Here is a 21066-nt window from a genome sequence, read left to right as displayed (position 1 = left end):
ACTCTGCTGCCTGCCCTTTTGAGCTTCAATTGGAGATCTTTTCGCCTCTCAACCTGTCCTCGGTAGGGAGCAATTAAGGCGAAATAGTGGCAAATTTTCCAGATTGAGGCGCGCCTGTGGCCGTGGATGCGAAAAAGCCACAGTTCAAAGGGGGTTAGCTGCCGTACGAGCAGGCCACGTCATCCTGACGTAGCACTACCAGATGTAGGAACACCACTGCTAAAATATAGACAATTGTCACTTCAATCAGGGTCATGAGGCCGATGGTCACAGAGAGGAAGCTCACTGAGACACATAACAATGCGATCAAGACCGCAACTATCCGTATCCGGGCTGTGCTCGGCTTGGGTGGGATGCAGCAGTGCAGGTACAGCCCAAGAAATCATAAGACAGAAAATAGGCACCGCAATGATAAGCTGCACGAGTAGATCAGGAGGGAACAGCAGCGCTGGTAATACCGTTGCAAAGATCAAATGCGAGGTAATGTAGAGGGCCGACGAGCACGAGATATATTAGTGCTTGTCGGGTTAGCATGGTTAACGTCCGCCGCGCGCCATAAAGGCAAGGCGTTCAAACAGATGCACGTCTTGTTCGTTCTTGAGCAGCGCTCCGTGCAATTTGGGCAGGGCCGTCGTGCCATCCGCCTTCAGGTCTTTGGCGTCTAGATCTTCGGCCAACAGCAGTTTGAGCCAATCAATGACTTCCGAAGTAGACGGCTTTTTCTTGAGGCCTTGCTGATCACGGATCTCATAGAATTGCGTCAGGGCTGTTGTCAGCAGGTCTGGCTTGATCCCGGGGTGGTGGACTTCGACGATCTGTTTCAGCGTATCCATGTCTGGGAACTGAATGTAGTGAAAGAAACAACGGCGTAAAAACGCATCTGGGAGTTCCTTTTCGTTGTTAGACGTGATGATCACGATAGGACGGACAGCCGCCTTTACCGTTTCACCCGTTTCATAAACGTGGAATTCCATCTTATCGAGCTCTTGCAAAAGGTCGTTTGGGAATTCGATATCGGCTTTGTCGATCTCGTCGATCAACAGCACAACCTTCTCGCCTGCCTCAAACGCATCCCACAACTTGCCTTTGCGGATGTAGTTGGAAACGTCGTGCACTTTCTCTTCGCCCAGCTGACTGTCGCGCAGGCGGCTGACGGCGTCATATTCATACAGACCCTGCTGCGCGCGGGTGGTGGATTTGATGTTCCATTCAATCATCCGCAGACCCAACGCTGAGGACACTTGACGTGCGAGTTCTGTCTTGCCTGTACCGGGCTCACCTTTAACCAAAAGGGGGCGTTCCAGCTGGACCGCCGCGTTAACCGCAATTTTCAGATCGTCCGTTGCGACATAGTCGGCGGTACCTTGGAATTTCATATCGTAATCAACTTTCTAGTTCATTCGGTTCGTATGTTTCGCTGCGGATCATAGCGCGTGATTGTGTAGTGACAATCGCTCATCCGTCCTATAAACCGCCGCCAATGGGAGATGTCGTGAGGGAGTATTCCAAGTGACAATGTCGAAGGCCGCTAAGGAGTTGGACAAAGTGAAACAGGAAACGATTTTGAAGGACGATTACCGTCCAGCTGAAGACGAACCGTTCATGAATGACAGGCAGGTGGAGTATTTCCGTCGCAAGTTATTGAATTGGAAGGCGGAACTGCTAGTAGGTAGCCGCGATACAATCGAAACTCTTCAGGATGGGACGCGCAATATTCCGGATGTGAATGATCGCGCTTCTGAAGAAACTGATCGTGCGCTGGAACTGCGCACACGTGATCGCGCGCGCAAGTTAGTGAGCAAAATTGACGCTGCGTTACGGCGGATTGATGAAGAAGAATTCGGGTATTGTTCGGTCACTGGCGAGCCGATTTCGCTGAAGCGTCTTGATGCACGTCCGATCGCAACAATGAGCCTTGAGGCGCAAGAACGCCATGAGCGCCGCGAAAAAGTTCATCGCGACGAATAATCGCCACTGGCGGTCATTGGTTCGATGTTTGGGTGTTTTTTTGGCATCCTCAATAAAATTGGGCGCTGCAGTGAAAACTGCGGCGTCTTTTTGTGAGTAGTAGGGGATCAAAGATGGGTCTTAACAACGCAATTGTAATTGGCGCGGGGATTGGCGGGTTGGCTGCAGCCATTGCGCTGGCGCGGCGCGGTGTTGCTGTGACAGTGCTTGAACGCGCCGAGGCGATCCGTGAAGTTGGCGCAGGATTGCAAGTCAGTCCAAATGGGTTGGCTGTGCTACGTGCATTGGGGCTGGAAAAGCGGCTGGTCGATCGCGGTGCAGTACGCGGTCAAGCGGTGGTTATGCAGGCCTTTGACCGTGTGGGCGATGTTGCGCGCCTTGATCTGACGCGGCTTCCTGCGGAACAAACCTATCTGTTTATGCACCGCGCTGATTTGATCGATGTGCTAGCACAGGCCGCGCGGGAACATAACGTGAGCTTTGAAATGGGTGCACAAGTTCAAACGGTCACCGCAGGAGATATCCCTGAATTGACGTTGGTTGATGGTTCGTCGCGGCGTGCAGAGCTGATTGTGGGCGCGGACGGTATTCATTCGCGCGCGCGTCAAACGCTCAATGGTGAGGATGACGCGTTCTTTACAGGGCAGGTGGCATGGCGGGCGACGATACCAAATACGGTTGGTCATCCTGATGTGGCGATGGTGACGATGGGAACGGGGCGGCACTTGGTCAGCTATCCGCTGCGCGGTGGCCGCATGGTGAACCTTGTTGCGGTTGAAGAACGTAAGGATTGGGCTGAAGAGGGCTGGAACCACGCGGATGATCCTGCAAATCTGCGCGCTGCATTTGCTGATTTTGAAGGCATGGCAGCGGATATGATCAACGCAGTTGAGGCGACCACACTTTGGGGGCTTCACAGGCATCCAGTTGCACCCGTCTGGCAACAGGGCGGTATCGCCCTATTGGGGGATGCGGCGCACCCGACGCTGCCGTTTCTGGCCCAAGGGGCAAACATGGCGTTGGAAGACGCGTGGGTGTTAGCGGACCATGTATGCGAAGGCGGCGCTGCAGCGTTGCCTGCCTATCAAGCAGCCCGCGTGCCCCGAGTGACTAAGGTAATAAAGGCTGCAGAGGGCAACGCGTGGCGGTATCATCTACGGCCGAGCCCTGCGCGGTGGGCTGCACATACGGCGTTGCGCATGGGCAGCCGATTTGCACCCATGCGGATGCTGGGCGCATTTGATTGGCTTTACGGAATGGACGTTACCGCGCGTCGCTGACTTACTTTGCCCGCGCCACCATGCCAAACAGATCACGTGGATCGTCAGGATCAGCCAACATGTCTAGGGGCGTGAAAAATGCGGTGTCTTTGATCGCGTCGCGCACGTAACACAGTGCCGAAAAATCCTCGATTGCAAAGCCGACGCTGTCAAACAATGTGATTTGTTTGGCGTCCTTGCGGCCTGTCGCAGTGCCCGTGATCACTTCCCACAGCTCGGTCACTTTGTGATCAGGTTCTAGCTGCTGGATCTCACCCTCAATGCGGGTTTGTTCGGGGTATTCCACAAAGATCTCTGCGCGGTGCAAGATGGCAGGGGCCAGCTCGGTCTTGCCGGGGCAATCCCCGCCAATGGCGTTGATGTGCACGCCCGCGCCGACCATATTATCGGTCAGGATGGTTGCGTATTGTTTATCTGCGGTACAGGTCGTGATGATCTGCGCCCCAAGGATTGCGTCTTCGGCGCTGGTGCAGCTTACAACGCGCAATCCCGAGCCTTCGAGGTTACGCGCGCATTTGGCAGTTGCAGCCGCATCAACATCATACAGGCGCACTTCTTCAATCCCGACAATGGCCATCATCGCCATGCTTTGGAATTCGGACTGTGCGCCATTACCAATCATTGCCATCACCTTGGAGCCCTTGGGCGCCAGTGTTTTGGCCGCAAGTGCAGATGTCGCTGCCGTGCGTAGGGCCGTTAGAATTGTCATTTCCGAAAATAGCACAGGATACCCCGTGGCCACATCAGACAGCAGGCCAAAGGCCGTAACCGTCTGCAATCCGTCTTGGGTGTTGGCAGGGTGTCCGTTGACGTATTTGAACCCGTAGACATCACCATCCGAGGTAGGCATCAGCTCAATCACACCAACATCGGAATGCGAGGCCACACGCGGTGTTTTGTCAAACAAGGGCCAGCGGCGGAAGTCATCTTCGATCCGCGCACAGAGGCCCTGCAGCATGGGGGCCATGCCAATGTGATTAATCAGCTGCATCATGTGGTCCACGCTAACAAACGGAACAAGTGCTTTTTGTGAGGGTTGGGTCATGGGATATTCTTTCTGTTCAGCGGCGGGCAAGGTGCAGGCCTGCAATCATGCAGCGCACCGAACCTCCGGCAGTTTCAAGTGTAGGAATCGAGAGGGGAAGCAGCGTGGCGTACTTCTCAATTTGTGTGATCTGTTGGGGTGTTAGCCCGCGGTGCGCTGTTGTCGAAAGCGCAAGGAACAGACCATCGCTGCCTTCAAGCTCAATTGCGTTGCCGGCGAAGGCGTTGATCTGCGCCTCACTCAAGGCAATGACTTCGCGACCTGTTTGTTCCAATCTTGTGCGCACCATGTCGCGGCGCGCAGGGTCACTGATCATGTCCAATCCAACAAGTGCGACGCGGGTTCCCACGGCCATCAGGACATTGGTGTGATAAACGGCCTGCCCAGCGGAATCAGCCGCATCAAAGGCGATGGGTTCAAAATTGAAATGTGTGCAAAACCGCTCAAGCAAAACAGGATCAGCACGCAAAGAGCGCGCGACATAGGCCACACGTCCGATGTGATCCAACACCATCGCACCAGTTCCCTCAAGCGCTAGATTGTCCTGCTCAAGCCCTGAGTAATCAATGACATCCTGAACACGGAACGCGTTCTTGAGGTGTTCAATTACGTCAGGGCGTCGTTCGCGGCGGCGATTGTCAGCATACATCGGATAGACCGCAACATGGCCCCCTGCATGGGTTGAGAACCAGTTGTTTGGGAATACTGAATCCGGTGTGTCGCGTGATGTATCGTCAAAGTCATGAACCGCCACACCAAACTTGCGAAGCGCCGCGACAACCCCGTCAAATTCTGCACGCGCTGTATCGCTCACATCTGTCACTGATGCGGTCTGATAGGCGTTGTCCCCCTGAGTTTCAGGGTTTGAGCGAAAGTGATGCGGTCGGATCATTACGACATCGCACGGGGCTTGGGGATACATATCAGAAGGCCCGCGTAGGTCGGTCAAACACGTTGCGGCCCATTGCTGAGGCGGCCAGATCAACCATCAGTTCAGCTGTGCGGCCGCGCTCATCCAGAAACGGGTTTAGTTCAACCAGATCAAGGGATGTCATCAGGCCGCTGTCATTGAGCATTTCCATCACCAGATGCCCTTCGCGTACTGTCGCGCCACCAGGAACCGTGGTGCCAACAGCGGGTGCGGCAGCTGGATCAAGGAAGTCGACATCAAGAGAGACGTGCAGCATGCCATTCACTGCCGCGACGCGATCAAGGAAGGCACCCAAGGGACGGGCAATGCCTGTCTCATCAATTTCGCGCATGTCTACGCGGGTTATGGCAGTGTCTTGCAAGGCTGCGCGTTCTGCAGGATCAACCGAGCGCAGGCCAACCATGGCGATGTTTTCAAACGGCAGTGGCGCTGGCAGGACGGGCCAATCCGGAAATGCACTGCGCCCGGTCACATAGGCCATGGGCGTGCCGTGCAGATTGCCGCTGTCTGTGCTTTCCAATGTGTGAAAATCGCTGTGTGCATCCAGCCATAGGACAAATAGCGGGCGCTTTTGCGTTGCAGCATAGCGCATTGCACCCAACACAGTGCCCGCCGCCAATGCGTGATCGCCGCCCATGGTGATGGGCAGCCCTTGCGGAAGGGCGGCCTCGGTTGCATCGGCTAGCGCATGTGTCCACGCGATGGTTTCTGACAAGCGGTGGAGCTTTGGATGGGGCGTGTCGGTAAAGGGGGCAGGTGTGATGTTGCCAATGTCAGTGACCGTGTGACCAAGACTGCACAGCGCCTCGGCAAGGCCAGCAGTGCGGTAGGCATCAGGCCCCATAATACAGCCACGGCGGATTTTTCCGCAATCAAGGGGCGCGCCTTGAAGAATGCAATGTTGAGATGTCATGAGGTGATCCTTTTGCCTGTTTCCTTTTAGTATTCGGTAAATGTGGGCTATGAATAGCGATCAAAATGTCCATAATGGAGATCACCTGATCATTTTGGATAGATAAATGGACGATACGGACGATAGATTGATCGCAGCACTACGCCATGATGCTCGGGCTTCTCTTTCTGATCTTGCCGCGCGCTTAGGTGTATCGCGCACAACACTGCGGGCGCGATTGGCGCGGCTTCAGTCGCGCGGAGAGATCGTGGGGTTTTCGGTGATCACGCGGGCAGATGTGGCACGTGACCCGGTGCGTGGATTGATGATGATCGGGATCGAGGGGCGCGGCGCAGATCGGATCAAACGCCAATTGTCTGGCATGGCAGAACTGCGGGCCGTGCATTCAACCAACGGGCGGTGGGACCTGATCGTCGAGATCGGCTCAGCCACATTGGGCGAATTTGACGAGGTGTTAAACCGTATTCGCAAGCTCGATGGTGTTGTCTCGTCCGAGACCAACCTGCTGCTGAGTACCCAAAAGGCGGGTTAACCGCGGCGCGCGGCCACAACCCAAAGAGCAGCTAAGGCAAGGGACAATATGGCATTCCAACCTGCCATGCTGATGCCCACCATTTGCCACGCGATATCATCACAACGCACCAGCGGGGCCGCTAGGATTTGGTTCAGAAGGTCCTCAGAGCTCATGTTGGAGACACCGGACGAGGTGCAACTGGTTGGACCCTCCCACCAGCCTTGCTCAACCCCGACATGATACACCCCGATGGTCGCTGTGCTGAGAGACGCAAGCGCGCCAAGCCATGCAAGCTGGATTTTACCCGTGAGGATAATGACAACACCAATCAAAGCCGCAACAGCATGCGGCCAGCGCTGCCACAAACACAATTTGCAGGGAGGCATCCCGCCAATGTGCTGAAATGCAAAGGCACCCAGCAAGATTGCGGCTGATCCGATGGTCGCGATGAGGAGGACCTGTTTCATAGGAGTTTCACCACAAAGAAGCCGCCGATCAGGAGCGCGACAGCGATTGTAAACATAAGGGGCAGACGTTTTTCAATAAAGTCGCGCACTGGCGCGCCAAATTTCCACAGCAGAAGCGCAACAAGGAAAAAGCGCAAACCGCGTGCAATAATGGAGGTCACAATGAATGTACCCAGCGGCATCGCCGTCCAGCCCGACATGATTGTGATGACCTTGTAAGGGAAGGGGGTCACACCTGCTACCAACACGGCCCAAAAGCCGAGATCATTAAACCGAGTGGCAAATTCTGCCATCGAATCTGCTTTGCCAAGCGCATTCAAAATGGGTTCTCCCAGCGCATCAAAGGCCAGTGCACCGATTGCATACCCCAACAAACCACCCAACACAGATGCAACCAAAGCCACACCAGCGATGATAAAGGCTCGGCTGGGGCGTGCGATAATCATCGGAATCATGATGATGTCCGGTGGAATTGGGAACATCGAGCTTTCGAGGAAGGACACAAAGGCCAACACCCAAAGGGCATGGCGGTGTTCAGCTAGACTGAGAGTCCAGTCATACAGGCGTTGGATCATGTGGGCCTCTCCCTAGGTTAATGCCTGAACATCACGGGATGCGTTTCAGGTCAAGAGAGGGCGAGGTTTCACAACTATACAAAAAGGTAACAAATGGGGCTTGCTCCGCTCGTTTCGTCAGGCTACATCCTCCCTCGTGCCCAAGTGGCGGAATGGTAGACGCAGGAGATTCAAAATCTCCCGCTGCGAGGCGTGCCGGTTCGAGTCCGGCCTTGGGTACCACAAGCACTGTTTATCGACTGTGTTTGATCCGTAGAATCCTTTATAATATGGCTTTGTGCTCTGATGTGCTGCGAAATCCACGTTTCACATCAGCAAAAAGCGGCTGCAATTCACGCACAGTGCGTGAATGGCCTCGATTCGCAAACACACCAAGGGCTACCGTGCCCAGATAGACCGAAATGGAATTCGAAAGTCCAAAACGTTTGTGTCTCGGCAAGAGGCCAAAGATTGGGCCGCTCATGAAGAGTATAAGATACTTCATGGTGAAAAATTGGCTGCAGCTATGCGATTTGGCGAAGTCCTGGAAAGGTACGCCCGCGAAGTGTCGCCTCAAAAGCGCGGGCATAAATGGGAAGTTATGCAGATCGAGCGGCTCTTGAGGGGCCCGCTTGGTGCGGTGCAGCTCAAGAACTTGTCGCCGGCCCACTTCTCTGATTGGCGCGATGATCGGGCGCGAAGCGTTGCGGCTGGTACAATTCGTCGTGAGAAGAACTTATTGAGTGCGGTTCTGGGCACGGCTCGGAAAGATTGGGGTTTGATCCACACCAACCCGCTTGAAGGCGTGAGGATGCCGCCAGAGCCTCGCCCTCGGGATCGGCTGCCAAGCTCGGATGAGTTGGAGCGCCTGCAGCAAGCAGCAGGCCAAGATTTGAGTGCGGCAACGGCACGCGCGTTCCACGCTTTCCGGTTTTCCTGTGAGACAGCAATGAGGGCGGGGGAAGTTGTCGGAATGTCTTGGGAGGACATCGATCTGGACGCGCGGGTGGTGCATCTTCTTAAAACTAAAAACGGACATCCTAGGGATGTTCCATTGTCTGGTGCCGCTATAGACCTCCTTAAGCAACTTCCAGCGCTGTCGCCAGTTTTTGGTTTGAATAGCAGCTTGTTGGATGCACTGTTTCGCAAGATCAAGGCTAGGGCGCTGGTGGAAGGTTTAACCTATCACGATAGCCGGGCCGCTGCTTTGACTATGTTGTCGCGAAAAGTAGACGTGATGACCCTAGCAAAAATCTCGGGGCACCGAGATCTTCGAATTCTGATGAACACATATTACAGAGAAACGGCGGCGGACATCGCGAAGCGGCTTTAGTCTACCAGTTTCACCATTCGGCACTTGCCTGTGCCTCGCGCCTGTATCTCCCCAGACTTTGCTTTGCGGCGGATCATGTCTGGTTTCACTCCAAGCGTTTGAGCGGCATCTTTAACTGTCAGCCATTCTGCGCGGGGGACAATAGTCGCCCCTTCCAATTTGTGGTCTATGCGGTCCAGGCGCTTTAGAATTGCATCAAGAGCGGTGGCTTCAATTGCGATCAGTGTGGTCATTGCTGGTCACACCGCATCACCACAGGCACCCATGCGTCAATCGCAGCGATTTGCGCGCGTTTCAGGCCAAGGACCTCCTGTAGGGATGTATCGTTGTATAGGGCTTCCAGCTCTTTGGCCTTCTCGCCTTTTTTGAGTTTCTGGAACCGTGCCATTTCGATGTCTGCTTCATCGTCCTGAATGACCAGTTCGCGCCAAGTAGCGTCTAGTGTGGGCACGCTACAGGCTTTGAAGTGGTTGTCGGCGGTAGGTGTCCAAACGTCGCGCGGGCTGACGCTCAATGTCTCGACAAGAGCAAGGTTGATCGGGCGATGTTTCTGTTGAAACGCTGAATGATGCTGACAAGGTGTTTTTCTATCTGAATATTGCAGCAATCGCAGGCGGTCACGATGTACGCGTTCGCTCGATTTCCTCGTCTGGTCGTAGTGATTGGACTGAGCTGACGGGCGCGTTCTATTCCTTCGACATCGCGGGCACTACTGCTGTTGCTGAGCCGGGGCGGGTCCTGTTCGCAGGGACAGGCCCTAGCAGTATGGCATTTAGCGGCTTGCAAGCCTTTCGCGCGGATGTCGGGGCGGGCTTTGATGCAGTTGAGCGTTTGGGGCAGGTTGTTGATGCCGTGCCGGGGGAAGCGTTCGACATTATCGTTGGCGATGCCGATGCCGTGAATTTGCTGGCGAATGGTGACTTTGCCGATACCTCAGCTTGGACGCTCAATGCGGGCGGTTGGTCCATTTCGGGTGGTACGGCAAGCCACACGCCAGCCGTGTTGAGCTGGATGGAGCAGGTGGTTTCAGATGTTGCTGAGGGTACGTCCATTCGCTTTACGTTTGACGTGACCGGACGCACTGCGGGCGGTGTCGGAATACGCGCCACTGGCGATACGTTTGAGCAGAGCCAAACAACCTCAAACGGTACTTTTAGCGCCTTTGTGACCACTCCTGCAAACACCTTCAAAATCAGCTTTTATGCTGGCTCTACGTTCGACGGCGATATTGACAACGCTTTTGCAGTCGTCAGCACGCCGAATACAGTTCCACTGGGAGAGGCTGATTTTTGGCTTGTTCCGGTTACGGTTTCGGGGGCCGAAGGCACACCCGTTGGACCGTTCACACTGCAAATTCCATAATAGAAAGAGGTGAGCTGATGGCCGCACCAACAGTCACGTTCCCTGTCTCAGGGGGCGATGTAACGCTTGAGGCAATACAAGATGAAATCAATGAAGCGCTTGAGGTTCTTTACGATGATGCCGCTCCATCGGGTCACGGCCACGCAATTGCCGACGTTACAGATCTACAGACAGAACTGAACGGCAAGTCAGCATCGGGCCACGGCCACGCGATCGCCGACGTCACGGATCTACAGACAGAACTAAACGGCAAGTCAGCATCTGGCCACGGCCACGCGATCGCCGACGTCACGGATCTACAGACAGAACTGAACGGCAAGTCAGCATCTGGCCACGGCCACGCAATTTCCGACGTTACGGATCTACAGACAGAGCTAAACGGCAAACTTTCGGAATTGCCATTCGCCAGCCCAGACGAAGCGCTTGGCGGTGCGCGCGGCGATGCTGTAATGTCACCAGCTACAACGCGCGCGGCGATCAATGCTGGTCTGACAACGGCCGTCCAGCGGGGTTTGTTCAACTTCACGCCCGCGATGATCCATTCTCCCATGAACCCCGGCATTGCCTATCTGCAATATTCTTCTGATTTGCAGGGTCCAGCCTCGACCATGGCGCTTTTCACGCCAAACGATACAGAAACTTCCCCACGCGGCCCCGTTTTGCAGCTTAAAGGGGATAACCGAGTTGCACCCCGCGATGTGATTACCTTGGAGGCGGGCCGGAAATACCGTGTCAGATGGGAAGGACGTCGCCCGGTTGATAGTGTTGACCCGTCAGGGGATGCCGTTGAATTTGGTATTGCTTGGCTAAATAGCAGTTTGACGCAAACAGGGCTGACAATCAAAAAAATCGTGCTTATGGATTATGGCAATCTGACCACGGCAAATGGGTGGGTAACAGCGGATGCGGTTATTTCGACGGATGCGGGAACGGGCATCGATGCGGCAAGCTCTGAGGCTATGTTTGCCCGACCCTATGTCCAACAGTACGGTTCTGATCGTACTTTCTTGGATGTGCGTATCCTTGCGGATGAGGACGTAACCGACAAGCCAGTCTTTGATGAACCATCTGCTGCTCTCGAAGAGCGCATTGCGGTTCTTGAAGGCGCAAACTTGTTGGCCGCAATTCTGCTGCCTGCGTCAACAAATTTAGACGGCATCGACACGGCAGACGAATACTACGGTTCTGATTTGGTAAACGGGCCAACCGACGCCCCAACGGTCCTTGGCATTCAGGTCCGAGCTGTGGGCGCAAACCGTTTGCAGATGGCCTATAGCGCAGCGGGTTCTTCGCTTGATACGTGGCGAAGGCTTCGCAGCTCTGGAACATGGGGCACTTGGGTCAAGAATGCGTCAGAATCGTATGTAGATAATCTGGTTCAATCTCTGGCAAATTCGCTACCGTTGGCCAGTAGCGGTACTGAAACAGCAACAATCACCACGGACGGTACAAGCGATGTTACCTTCACCTACGGGGCGCAATATCTGCGGTGGGAGAGGATCGGCAATGTCGTCCACTTTTGGATAACTATCGGGTTTACACCGACCTACACAACAGTAGGTAGCGGCGGTGTTTTTATTGGTGACCTGCCATTTGCTGCGGATGTAACCTCGCTTGTGAATACAATCCCGGTGAATGTTAAGCCCGCTGGCGATGTTTCGCAGCCTTCTGGGTTTCTCGGATTAACGGGTCATATTGCATATGATAATCCTTCAAAGATTGGGCTTAGATTTGAGCGCGAGGCGACCGTTGGAGCAGAGGCGCGCGGATATGCTTTGAGCGAACTACCAAGCGGTGTAAATGTTTCTATGTCGGCTCAGGGTTCCTATCCGGTGGCTGTGACATGATCCCGCGCGTGACGGTCCCGTTTGGGGTGCAACAGATTACTGGGCTGCGTAAGACGCACCCAGTGTTGATGCCAGATGATGACAGCGCCAAGGCGGTAAAGTTTCGCAAGCGTAATGCGGGCAAGACGTTTGATCGCTGCGAATTTCGGGGCATCCCATTTTGCACCAGCATTGTTGCGGATGGGTGGTGGTCAACACCTGAAGCTTTAACAGAACTCCCTTCAAGCCCATTTGATGCAACCAGTTCGCGCCGGATTGCGCTGCAAACAACAGGGCCATCTGTGCCAACAACCGTTGGTTGGCGTGCGAGTGACATTGTAGGCGCTGGCGTCTTTGAGTGGGATGAACGTGGTGTTATTGAGCATCCAGATAGCGCGCTGTTGGATATCTCAACTGACAATCCGGCCATTGGTGCAAACAAGCCTGTTACCGTGAATATTCACGGCGGCGGCAATACTGAAAACCCACGTATCCTGCCCCGTTTTGAGGGTGCGTATGCCATTGGTCGGGTCTACGTGACTGTTGAGTGGCCTCTTTCTACACAGGGCTTTTTCACGCATCCCGCGTTAGGTGAGGATCATCAGATCAACCAAGCCTATGATGTGGTTTTAAAGGCGCTGGAATGGGTGCAGCTGCACATTTCAAACTTTGGCGGAGATCCGAATAACGTCACCCTTGGCGGCACGTCAGCCGGGGGGCAGATGGCTACCTTGCTGATGCCGATGGGCGGCACGTTGTTTCATCGTGTTATATCCCATTCTGGCGGCGATACGGCAGGACGCCCTTCACGCGCATATTGCGAGGAATTGGGGAAATCGTTCTGGCACACCTTAATCAAAGGCAAGCCCGCGTTCTTTGACCCAACCAGAACGATTGCTGAAATTGCAGAACAAGACGGGATTGCCGCTGCGCTACGCCTCGGGCCATCCCCTGAGCAGATCCTGGCGTTTAAGAACCAACGCAAAGTTTGGAGTGTTTCGGACGGTGTGCTTGTTGCAGAGCAAGTGGGGCCGTTAAATATCTGGCCCGCCAATGATGGGGTGATCGTGCAAAACAGGACGGCACCTGCGGAAATCGCTGCGGACCGCTGGCCAACATCGGTCGCCTACATGTCTACGTGGGTGGCAAATGAAGCCTCACTTATCAATGAGGCGCGCTACGATGAAAACGCAGACGATTATTTCCGGCGTGTGGGGATCACCACCGATGAGGAAATAGCTACGGCAACGGCGCTAATCTCGCCTGACGGGGATGATTTGGAGCGCCTAGCCTATGGCCTTTGCGTGTTTGGCTACGGTGCCAACAGGTTGCCGCGCGACTTCGCTGCAAAGGGTGGCACGGCTTATGAGCTGTATTTCAAATATGACAGCCTTGGGAACGGCAAGCGCCTGACAGGTCACGCCAATCAACAGGTGTGGTTTAACGGGCGTCCTGACTGGCAAGTGGCGCAAGGCGAAAGCGCTGAATCGCTTCGATTGCAATTCTCTGATTTGGTTTTGAGCGCCTATCTGCAATCCTCAATCAGGCATTTCATGTCAACGGGTGATCCGAATGGCCCCGTTTTGGATGATCTGGACCTATTTGAGCCCTCCGATTTTGACACGTTTGAGCCGTTCGCCGCGATGGGTCCCGATCGCATAACTAACATTGTGGAAAACAACCTTTTCGACAATGAGCGTCCCGCCGTAAGGCAGGCCCCAAATCACCTGTCAGGCATTTGGGACTACTTCGACAGCACCTAGAGCCATTCACCAAACACTCCCAACAGTTGTGCAATCCGACGCAGAGGAAACCAAGCGCGGTGTGGGCGTGCATCGCAAGGTTGTGTTTGATCTGTGCAGAGAGTTGGACGCAGGGTGTGCAGAATGAAGGGCGTTAAATGGAAGCAGATTTAAAATGGGTTGTGGGTAAGTCCAGAGCTTTGTGTCGGCTTGGATAGCTTGAACAACTTTTTTAGCCCGAGCCAATGCAACTTGGAATGGGCCGCCCAACCCTATGTATTCCACTTCGATTTTAGCCAGATAGCTTGCAACATCGGATGCGGCCTCACCTCTCCTAAGTCGTCCAGCTGCCTGCAATAAATAACTATCATACTCGTCCGCGAACGGCAGGCAATCTTCGTCGTTCCACTTTTGATCAGCGCCGATCAGCCCAATAGGGTCCCAAACGGACCAACCAATATCTCGCAGTCGGGATAGCTTGACTTTAGGTGGAGGCGTTAGTGGCGGATCAAGCAGCGGCATAGGACTTCCAAAATTTCTATAAGGCGGACTATCCATGTTTTAGGGCCGATTGGAAGAACCGAAACAAGTTAATGCGGTCATTCGCTGCGATGCGAAATATCGAACACTTTGGGCTCTTTGCCGCCGTTCGCTGCAATCCCGACTAACTTCCGCTTTGGGCTGGGAGCGGTCAATAGACGCCATTTGCGTCAATGGCAGCTTTGCGCAGATAGTGTACTTTGCAAAGTTGCTCTACCAACTTTTTCGCTTACCTACGATCTACTGGCGAAGGCACCTTATGGTGCAATTTCGTACTCGACCCTACTCGACCCTGGGATTTGCATTTTTTTTGCCAACTATCCCTGGCAGGCTCTGAGTTGGTGTCGGGCGCCATTTGAAATTTTACGGGCATTTTTCCAATCAGGAAAGCGAACGTAATTGCCCAAAATTCAACATGGTTTGGCCCCTGGGGTACCCAAGTTTGCATCCAATTTGGCGGACGGGACTAAGAGTAAACTTCATCGCAAAACACCGCTCACGGTCCTTCAGGTTTGTTAAACGTGGCCATTCTTTTAGGGATTATTCACCTTCCCAAAGTAAACAGCCCGTTGTCAGACCTGTTTGAGCAACAAGAGCGTGAGTGAAAAGATATGGCAATTTTAGACAATGCAATTTGGCTAACCGGAACAGGTGGCACAGCCGTTAGCGGCGTAACTACGATTTCTGAAGGTGGCAACGATACCACCGTTACAGGCACGTTCACTGGCGATGCTTGGGATGCAACGGCAGGCGGTTCAGGCGTTTCAGATTTTGGGGCTTTCGCAACGGCCACTCCTATCATCGCAAACTACGATTTTTCCAACGCGGTCGAAAACCTATCGATAACGATAAATCACGTTAATGACGATGGTGCCACAACCTACGACGACAGTTGGACGATCACGGCATACGACGAAAATGGTGTCCAGATCCCCGGAGCAGACATAGTAGCTGGCCTCAGTGGGGTGCTAGACGAGAGCGTGACAATCAATCCTGACGGCTCGGTTTCAATCGAAGCTGCAGGGACGACGATCAACGACATTACACTCGATTTAGCAGGCCCCGTTTCCGAACTCGACCTAACATATGAACCTGGGCCAAACGGATCGGTTACAGGCGGCTCCGGCATCAGTGATTTGTCATTCGACATTCCGCTCAATGACGTTGATGGCGATGGTGTGGCAGACGATGTTGACCTCGATTCTGATGGTGACGGCATTCTCGATACTGACGAAGGTCTCAGCACGTCACCCCCGAGCACCATCACCATCACCTTTGATGGCGATGAATTTGCCGCTGGCGACAACACCCGCTGGGAGTTGCGGGACCCGGATGGCAACCTGATTGCCAGCGACAACACAACTGACAGCACGGTTGAAATCACCAATGTCAGTGTTGCAGGATTGGGCGATTACACTTTCACTGTCCTAGACGATTTCGGGGACGGCATTGCCGGCTTAGATCCGGCAAGTTACACGATTTCGATTGATGGTGTTGTCGTTTTGGATTCAGGGGCGAACCCTAATTTCGGCACGACGACCACAGAAACATTCACCGTTGACGCGGTCGTCACCACCACGGATACCGATGGCGACGGCATTGCCGATCACCTCGATCTGGACAGCGACAATGATGGCATCACCGACAATGTCGAAATGCAATCCACCGCTGGCTATATCGCCCCATCGGGCCTAGACAGTAATGGCGATGGGCTTGACGACGCCTACGAAGGCCTTGGCCTGATCCCTGTTGATACCGACGGCGACGGGATCGCAGATTACCTTGATTTAGACACGGATAACGATGGCATCAATGATGTGGACGAGGCCGGGCATGGGTTCACCCAAGCGGAGATCGATGCGTCCGGCGATACGGACGGTGACGGCATTATGGATGCGGTCGATGATGTCGTTGGCTGGGATGTAAACGACGCTGATATCGATGGTTCCGGAAATTTCACGCTTTCGGACTCTGATGGTGATACCGCACCAGATGGCTCCAACGCCACTCCACTCGTCCAGAACTTCGACTTTCGTGAGACGATCCCGTGCTTTACGACGGGTACCATGATCGCCACCGAGAACGGTGAAGTTCTCGTAGAAGACATCCGCCCTGGCAACATGGTGTTAACTGTCGACAACGGCCTTCAGCCAGTACGTTGGGTAGGGTCAAAGACGCTCACCCAAGTGGACCTTGCCGAGCACCATAATCTCAGGCCAGTGGTCATTCGAAAAAAGGCGTTTGGTAACCGGCGGAAAATGCTGGTCTCTCCACAACATGGTTTGATGGTGAAACAAGCGGGAAATGAAAGCCTGATCCGTGCAAAACATGTGGCTGAAGCCCTGGGTGGTCAGTATGCGCGGATAGATAAGCGCTGCGAATTTGTGACTTACATCCACATAATGTTTGATCAACACGAACTGATTTATGCCGAAGGGGCGGTGACTGAATCTTTTTATCCGGGCCCGGTTGCGCTCAAGGGACTTGAGTGCTCCACGCAGGCCGAACTACTGATTCTGTTTCCGGATCTTAAGGATGTCGCATTTGGCGATAGCAGCACATCATCAAAATATGGAAACCCTATCCGGCCGTATCTGTTGCGGAAAGAAGCGCGAAAATTTGCAAACCATCTGTCCCACTAAGGGTTTCTCTTTTGCAGGCTCGCTTCCTGGGTAGACCAGAAACGTGACCTAGTGTTTGTTCGCTGAAGCGAAGGGCCGCTTCCCGCCCCAGTGTCGAATTAGCATGTCCGCTTTGGGCTGGGAGCTGCCGTTAGACGGCATTTGCGTCAATGGCAGCTTTGCGCAGAAAGTGACCTTTGCAAAGTCACACGTACGACCCCGGCGGCCTTCAGTATCGATCTGCTACCCTGCACTGCGGCTTCCCCGAAGCGGTCATTCATGTGGTGCGCAGCATTTTGGGGCTGCTATGCAGACGAAACCCAAACCCTGATCTCTGTGCGCTTGATAACCAGACGAGCCCTACACGAAGGCAATCTTGCTACTTGATCTCGTCGCGCAATTGGTCAATCACCGCTCGGAACTCGGCAAGGTCAGGTAGCATTTCCGTGACTCGCTTGGGCGAAAATCGCCCCCCCAATTCCTCAAACAGGGGGGTCAATTTTACCAATGCATCGTTACGAAAGTGTTCTCCGGCAGGTGTCAGCCAAACCTGTTTTGAGCGCCTGTCGTCTGGGTTAGATCGCATCTCAACAAATCCATGCTTCTCAAGCCCAGCCAATGTGTGGGTCATTGTCGTTTTGGCAACTTGAAAGGCACGCGCCAATTCCAATGGTGTAGCTCCATCACGAACCCGGATCAGGTGGCTGACCACCCCAAAATGGGACACCAACAGACCGCTCGGCAAGCGAGATTCGAGGAACGCCGTGCCGATCTGATTAATGATCCCCACTTCGTAGATCAGTGCAAAATAGGAACCAAGGTCTTCATCATTCATGTGCTAAACGTGTCTCCAATGGCCAGCGCGGGCTGGGGTCGATTGCTGGACCATATCCCAGCCGACCAAGCATTTGGACTGTTTCTCCGGGTAATGCCAGCATTTCATGTATCTGTGTGTAATGCGCTGCCATCTCAGGGTATTCTTGAAGCGATTGACTGACGGGTTGCATCGACAGCCCATACTTGGTCGCAGTCAGATGCAACCTGATCCAATCCCGCCCCGCGTTAATCTGATCAACCCGGGTGTTGCCCTTACTTGTGATGACTGCATAAGCGTTGGTTGCCAGCATCGTCTTTTTAATCATATCCAGCCCCTGTTTGAAGCTGGCGCTGGTTTGATCTGCCTGATCTTCGCGGCTCAGCATCCCGGCCAGCATCAAGCTTTCTAGAAACGGACCACCCAGCGATATTCCATCAGGATTAGCCTCGATCTCTGCTTTCCCAAATCGCATCAACTCGACACTTTCCATCATGACATGTCTGGTCATCATCTCGATTTCCATCGCCTCCCAAGTCAGGGTGCGCAATGCGGCAACGTCTGACTGACCACTTTTAATTGTGAAAGAGCCGACTAAATTGGCCTGCACATCTGCCTCAATCGCCCGATCTTCGTAGCCATTTCGGTTGGTATGACGATCAAAGACATGGGCAAATAACGGGTCTTTTGCGGCACTATTCGTAAATCGGATCACCGCAACAGGCCCGTCATAACCTTGCGGAAATAAGTCAGTTTCCAATGCATAGCCATCCTCAGCAGCGGCCATTCGTAAAAGCTCCAGAAAACACCCCATACCGATGGTTAACTGGCGGTCAAAAGGATCTGTTTCGGGCAAGTTTCGCGTTTTGTCTCGGTGGATGGTCAGTTGATCGTCGCCCTGAAGTTCCGCAACCCATGGTTGTCGATTGTGCGGATTTGGCGCAAGGATCGCATAGGAAAGTGCTTTCATTCGCGGTTCGTCATAGCTGCCCGCCATCGCCCAAGAGGCAAGTGCACGTGTTGGGCGACGCGTTGCGAGGAAGCCTCCCGCCGTCACTGTAGCTGCCAACACAACGCCGCCGCCAATTAGTCCAATCATATTTCGTCTAGAAAGTGTCATTATATGACTCCATTTAAGTTCGATATCGTACTTGTAAGCATCGTCACGCATCTAATACAAGTACGATATCGAACTTAAATGGATCGAACGCCACTGGGCAAAACATGGAAAGTGAAAAAAATGAGTGCCCGCTTTGGGCTGGGAGCTGCCGTTGGACGTCATTTGGATCAATGGCAGCTAAGCGCAGTAGTGTACTTTGCAAAGTCACGTGAATGCCCCGAAACTACCGTTCACGTTGGCCCCGCACGCTGCGGCGCAGCTTCCCCGAAGCAGACATTGATACGTTGCTGCAGCATTAAGGTCTGCTAAGCGGGACAAAGCAGCCTTTCGCTGCGGGTGCGCAGAGTTCTACTTTTGATTTGCTTTCGGTTATAGTCCCGGAACATTATGAGCCTTGGCATCGTTTCGGTGAATCGGCACCTTGGAAACGCCCAATCCTTTCGATAGAAGATAGAAAAATTTGGAGTCTCCCGATGTCCGAAATCCTAGCGCTTGCTAGCACAAACCTTTTGTCGCCGATCATTTTGTCATTCGCACTTGGACTTTTTGCGGCAATGGCGCGCTCTGATTTGTCCATCCCGGAATCCGTCGCAAAAGGCATGTCGATTTATTTGCTATTTGCCATCGGCTTTAAAGGGGGTGCATCGGTCGCGGATCATGGCGTAGATGCGGCCCTGCTGATGTCGGTTGGGGCAGGTGTTCTGCTGTCTTTCGGTCTTCCCTTATTGGCCTTTGCTTTGTTGAAAATCTTCACAACATTCTCTCGGTTGGATGCTGCTGCTGTTGCTGCGCACTACGGCTCGATCAGTATCGTAACATTTGTGGCAGCAACCTCGGTTCTTGAAGGGCGGGGGATTGCAGCAGAAGGCTATATGGTTGCAGTCGCCGCAGCGATGGAAGCACCGGCAATCCTTTCGGCCCTTTGGTTGGTATCACGAAATGGTTCAGGTGGGCGGATGGAGCCGGGATTGATGCGCGAGATCATGCTCAATGGCTCTATCGTGTTGCTTGTTGGCAGTTTTGCAATTGGCATGCTGACCGGTGAAAAAGGTCTGGCTGAAATTGCTCCGTTTATCGTCTCCCCTTTTAAGGGGGTCTTGTGCCTATTCTTGTTGGACATGGGGCTGGTCGCCGGACGCGGATTAAGACAGTCAAAGGGAATTTTGGGGATCGGTGCAGTGGCATTTGGTATTGTCATGCCGCTGGCAGGATCAGCCCTCGGGCTTATCTTGGGAATGATGATAGGGTTGTCTACAGGTGGCGTCATTCTGATGATGGTGCTTTCGGCCTCGGCCTCCTACATCGCGGTGCCTGCTGCGATGCGGGTGGCACTGCCAGAGGCAAACCCAGCAATTTATTTAACCCTATCGTTGGGTGTGACGTTTCCGTTCAATCTTACCCTCGGTATTCCTCTTTATGTGGCTGTAGCCACCCAACTAACCGGAGGCTGACATGCAGATGAACCCCGCGAAACGCGTCGAAATCGTGATTGAAAAGCCGCTCGAAGGACGCTTGACCGATGCGCTGAATAAGGCTGGCGTGACGGGCTATACCGTCGTGCCCGTTCGCGGTGGGTCTGGTCGGTCCGGTCCATGGACGCGTGAAGGTCAAATTGGCCGCGCCGGAATGGTGATGGTCATCTGTCTAATCAAGCCCGAGCGATTGGATGCGCTTCTGGAGTCTGCTTTTGCCGTGGTCGAGCGACATATCGGCGTAGTCTCGGTAACCGACACGCTTGTCCTCAGGACTGAACGTTTCTGATCTTTAACCGCAAACCGAAGCGTAGCCGTAGGATGAGCGATAATTCTGTACCAGAAATGACATTTTGGCTCATTGCCGACTATCGCCGCGAATGCATATCGAAAAAACTGGCTCGCAGCGCTGAGCGTCCGCTTTCTTCAGGTAGCCCAGTTTAGTTTGCGGGCGCAGCGAAGATCCGTAATCCGTCGGGTGTGTAGAGCATGCATGTCCGCTTTAGGCTTATTCTGTTGAAAAACTCTTGTTGATTTGAGGCTTAGTTACTGATTCAATTTCCT

Annotated in this window: 21 protein-coding genes and 1 tRNA gene; 11 read left to right on the top strand and 11 right to left on the bottom strand. The window is 53.7% G+C overall.

From position 1 onward, the window contains the following. Positions 1 to 154: 154 nt before the first annotated feature. Positions 155 to 286 carry a hypothetical protein gene (locus tag V7775_RS24270; RefSeq protein ID WP_335754515.1) on the bottom strand — a complete coding sequence of 44 codons (132 nt, stop codon included), beginning with the start codon at positions 284 to 286 and terminating at the stop codon, positions 155 to 157. A 250-nt stretch (positions 287 to 536) separates the two neighbouring features. Then, on the bottom strand, positions 537 to 1376 hold the full coding sequence (locus V7775_RS24265; RefSeq protein WP_335754514.1) for an AAA family ATPase: 840 nt from the start codon (positions 1374 to 1376) through the stop codon (positions 537 to 539). Positions 1377 to 1515: 139 nt separating this feature from the next. On the opposite strand from V7775_RS24265, the gene dksA reads away from it, so the two are divergent. Both dksA and V7775_RS24255 read left to right on the top strand, forming a co-directional pair. After that, on the top strand, positions 1516 to 1968 hold the full coding sequence (gene dksA, locus V7775_RS24260) for an RNA polymerase-binding protein DksA (protein ID WP_443070163.1): 453 nt from the start codon (positions 1516 to 1518) through the stop codon (positions 1966 to 1968). A gap of 113 nt (positions 1969 to 2081) precedes the next feature. Beyond that, entirely contained in the window at positions 2082 to 3248 is a 1167-nt protein-coding gene (locus V7775_RS24255) for an NAD(P)/FAD-dependent oxidoreductase (RefSeq protein WP_335754513.1), read from the top strand. A 1-nt stretch (position 3249) separates the two neighbouring features. Here the strand turns inward: V7775_RS24255 and V7775_RS24250 are convergent, their stop codons facing one another. Genes V7775_RS24250 through rocF form a run of 3 tightly spaced genes read right to left on the bottom strand, consistent with a single transcriptional unit; the run spans position 3250 to position 6137 of the window. Next, positions 3250 to 4293 (bottom strand): ornithine cyclodeaminase, encoded by a 1044-nt coding sequence (locus V7775_RS24250; RefSeq protein ID WP_335754512.1) that lies wholly within the window; start codon positions 4291 to 4293, stop codon positions 3250 to 3252. A gap of 16 nt (positions 4294 to 4309) precedes the next feature. Next, entirely contained in the window at positions 4310 to 5185 is an 876-nt protein-coding gene (gene ctlX, locus V7775_RS24245) for a citrulline utilization hydrolase CtlX (RefSeq protein WP_443070162.1), read from the bottom strand. A 31-nt stretch (positions 5186 to 5216) separates the two neighbouring features. Then, a complete protein-coding gene (gene rocF, locus V7775_RS24240) occupies positions 5217 to 6137 on the bottom strand; it encodes an arginase (RefSeq protein WP_335754510.1) in 921 nt (306 codons plus the stop codon). Between the two features lie 106 nt (positions 6138 to 6243). Here rocF and V7775_RS24235 point away from each other — a divergent pair, with 106 nt between their 5' ends. Next, on the top strand, positions 6244 to 6669 hold the full coding sequence (locus tag V7775_RS24235) for an Lrp/AsnC family transcriptional regulator (protein WP_335754509.1): 426 nt from the start codon (positions 6244 to 6246) through the stop codon (positions 6667 to 6669). Here the strand turns inward: V7775_RS24235 and V7775_RS24230 are convergent. Together V7775_RS24230 and V7775_RS24225 are read right to left on the bottom strand one after the other, a co-directional pair. After that, complete coding sequence (locus tag V7775_RS24230) at positions 6666 to 7118, bottom strand: disulfide bond formation protein B (protein WP_335754508.1); 453 nt, start codon at positions 7116 to 7118, stop codon at positions 6666 to 6668. The two genes, V7775_RS24235 and V7775_RS24230, sit on opposite strands and share 4 nt — an antisense overlap. Continuing rightward, positions 7115 to 7693, bottom strand: a complete 579-nt coding sequence (locus tag V7775_RS24225) for a YqaA family protein (protein ID WP_335754507.1) — start codon at positions 7691 to 7693, stop codon at positions 7115 to 7117. Before V7775_RS24225 ends, V7775_RS24230 begins: the two co-directional genes overlap by 4 nt. Positions 7694 to 7831: 138 nt before the next feature. On the opposite strand from V7775_RS24225, the gene V7775_RS24220 reads away from it, so the two are divergent. Both V7775_RS24220 and V7775_RS24215 read left to right on the top strand, forming a co-directional pair. Then, positions 7832 to 7915, top strand: a tRNA-Leu gene (locus tag V7775_RS24220). 127 nt (positions 7916 to 8042) lie between these two features. After that, positions 8043 to 9005 (top strand): tyrosine-type recombinase/integrase, encoded by a 963-nt coding sequence (locus V7775_RS24215; protein WP_335754506.1) that lies wholly within the window; start codon positions 8043 to 8045, stop codon positions 9003 to 9005. Here V7775_RS24215 and V7775_RS24210 read toward each other — a convergent pair. Together V7775_RS24210 and V7775_RS24205 are read right to left on the bottom strand one after the other, a co-directional pair. Continuing rightward, complete coding sequence (locus V7775_RS24210; protein ID WP_335754505.1) at positions 9002 to 9238, bottom strand: helix-turn-helix domain-containing protein; 237 nt, start codon at positions 9236 to 9238, stop codon at positions 9002 to 9004. The genes V7775_RS24215 and V7775_RS24210 overlap by 4 nt on opposite strands. Continuing rightward, entirely contained in the window at positions 9235 to 9456 is a 222-nt protein-coding gene (locus V7775_RS24205) for a hypothetical protein (RefSeq protein WP_335754523.1), read from the bottom strand. The genes V7775_RS24210 and V7775_RS24205 overlap by 4 nt, the downstream gene beginning before the upstream one ends. Before the next feature lie 128 nt (positions 9457 to 9584). Here V7775_RS24205 and V7775_RS24200 point away from each other — a divergent pair, with 128 nt between their 5' ends. The 4 genes from V7775_RS24200 to V7775_RS24185 all read left to right on the top strand — a co-directional run bounded on the left by V7775_RS24200 (position 9585) and on the right by V7775_RS24185 (position 17117). Further along, positions 9585 to 10367, top strand: coding sequence for a hypothetical protein (locus V7775_RS24200; RefSeq protein ID WP_335754504.1), 783 nt, complete (start codon positions 9585 to 9587; stop codon positions 10365 to 10367). Positions 10368 to 10384: 17 nt separating this feature from the next. Next, the gene (locus V7775_RS24195) at positions 10385 to 12214 is read left to right on the top strand and encodes a hypothetical protein (protein WP_335754503.1); all 1830 of its coding nucleotides are present in this window, start codon (positions 10385 to 10387) and stop codon (positions 12212 to 12214) included. Continuing rightward, positions 12211 to 13956, top strand: a complete 1746-nt coding sequence (locus V7775_RS24190) for a carboxylesterase family protein (protein ID WP_335754502.1) — start codon at positions 12211 to 12213, stop codon at positions 13954 to 13956. Before V7775_RS24195 ends, V7775_RS24190 begins: the two co-directional genes overlap by 4 nt. 1130 nt (positions 13957 to 15086) lie before the next feature. Continuing rightward, complete coding sequence (locus tag V7775_RS24185) at positions 15087 to 17117, top strand: Hint domain-containing protein (RefSeq protein WP_335754501.1); 2031 nt, start codon at positions 15087 to 15089, stop codon at positions 17115 to 17117. A 358-nt stretch (positions 17118 to 17475) separates the two neighbouring features. On the opposite strand, the gene V7775_RS24180 is transcribed toward V7775_RS24185, so the two are convergent. Next, positions 17476 to 17931: a MarR family winged helix-turn-helix transcriptional regulator gene (locus tag V7775_RS24180; RefSeq protein ID WP_335754500.1), complete on the bottom strand. Its 456-nt coding sequence runs from the start codon at positions 17929 to 17931 to the stop codon at positions 17476 to 17478. Continuing rightward, positions 17924 to 19030, bottom strand: coding sequence for an Acg family FMN-binding oxidoreductase (locus tag V7775_RS24175; RefSeq protein ID WP_335754499.1), 1107 nt, complete (start codon positions 19028 to 19030; stop codon positions 17924 to 17926). Before V7775_RS24175 ends, V7775_RS24180 begins: the two co-directional genes overlap by 8 nt. A 473-nt stretch (positions 19031 to 19503) precedes the next feature. Here V7775_RS24175 and V7775_RS24170 point away from each other — a divergent pair, with 473 nt between their 5' ends. After that, positions 19504 to 20481 carry a sodium-dependent bicarbonate transport family permease gene (locus V7775_RS24170; RefSeq protein ID WP_335754498.1) on the top strand — a complete coding sequence of 326 codons (978 nt, stop codon included), beginning with the start codon at positions 19504 to 19506 and terminating at the stop codon, positions 20479 to 20481. Position 20482: 1 nt separating this feature from the next. Continuing rightward, positions 20483 to 20791, top strand: coding sequence for a DUF3240 family protein (locus V7775_RS24165; protein ID WP_335754497.1), 309 nt, complete (start codon positions 20483 to 20485; stop codon positions 20789 to 20791). The last annotated feature ends 275 nt before the right edge of the window (positions 20792 to 21066 follow it).

The organism is Sulfitobacter sp. (genome assembly GCF_036960155.1).
Taxonomy (GTDB): domain Bacteria; phylum Pseudomonadota; class Alphaproteobacteria; order Rhodobacterales; family Rhodobacteraceae; genus Sulfitobacter.
This window is presented reverse-complemented; position numbering and strand designations above follow the sequence as displayed.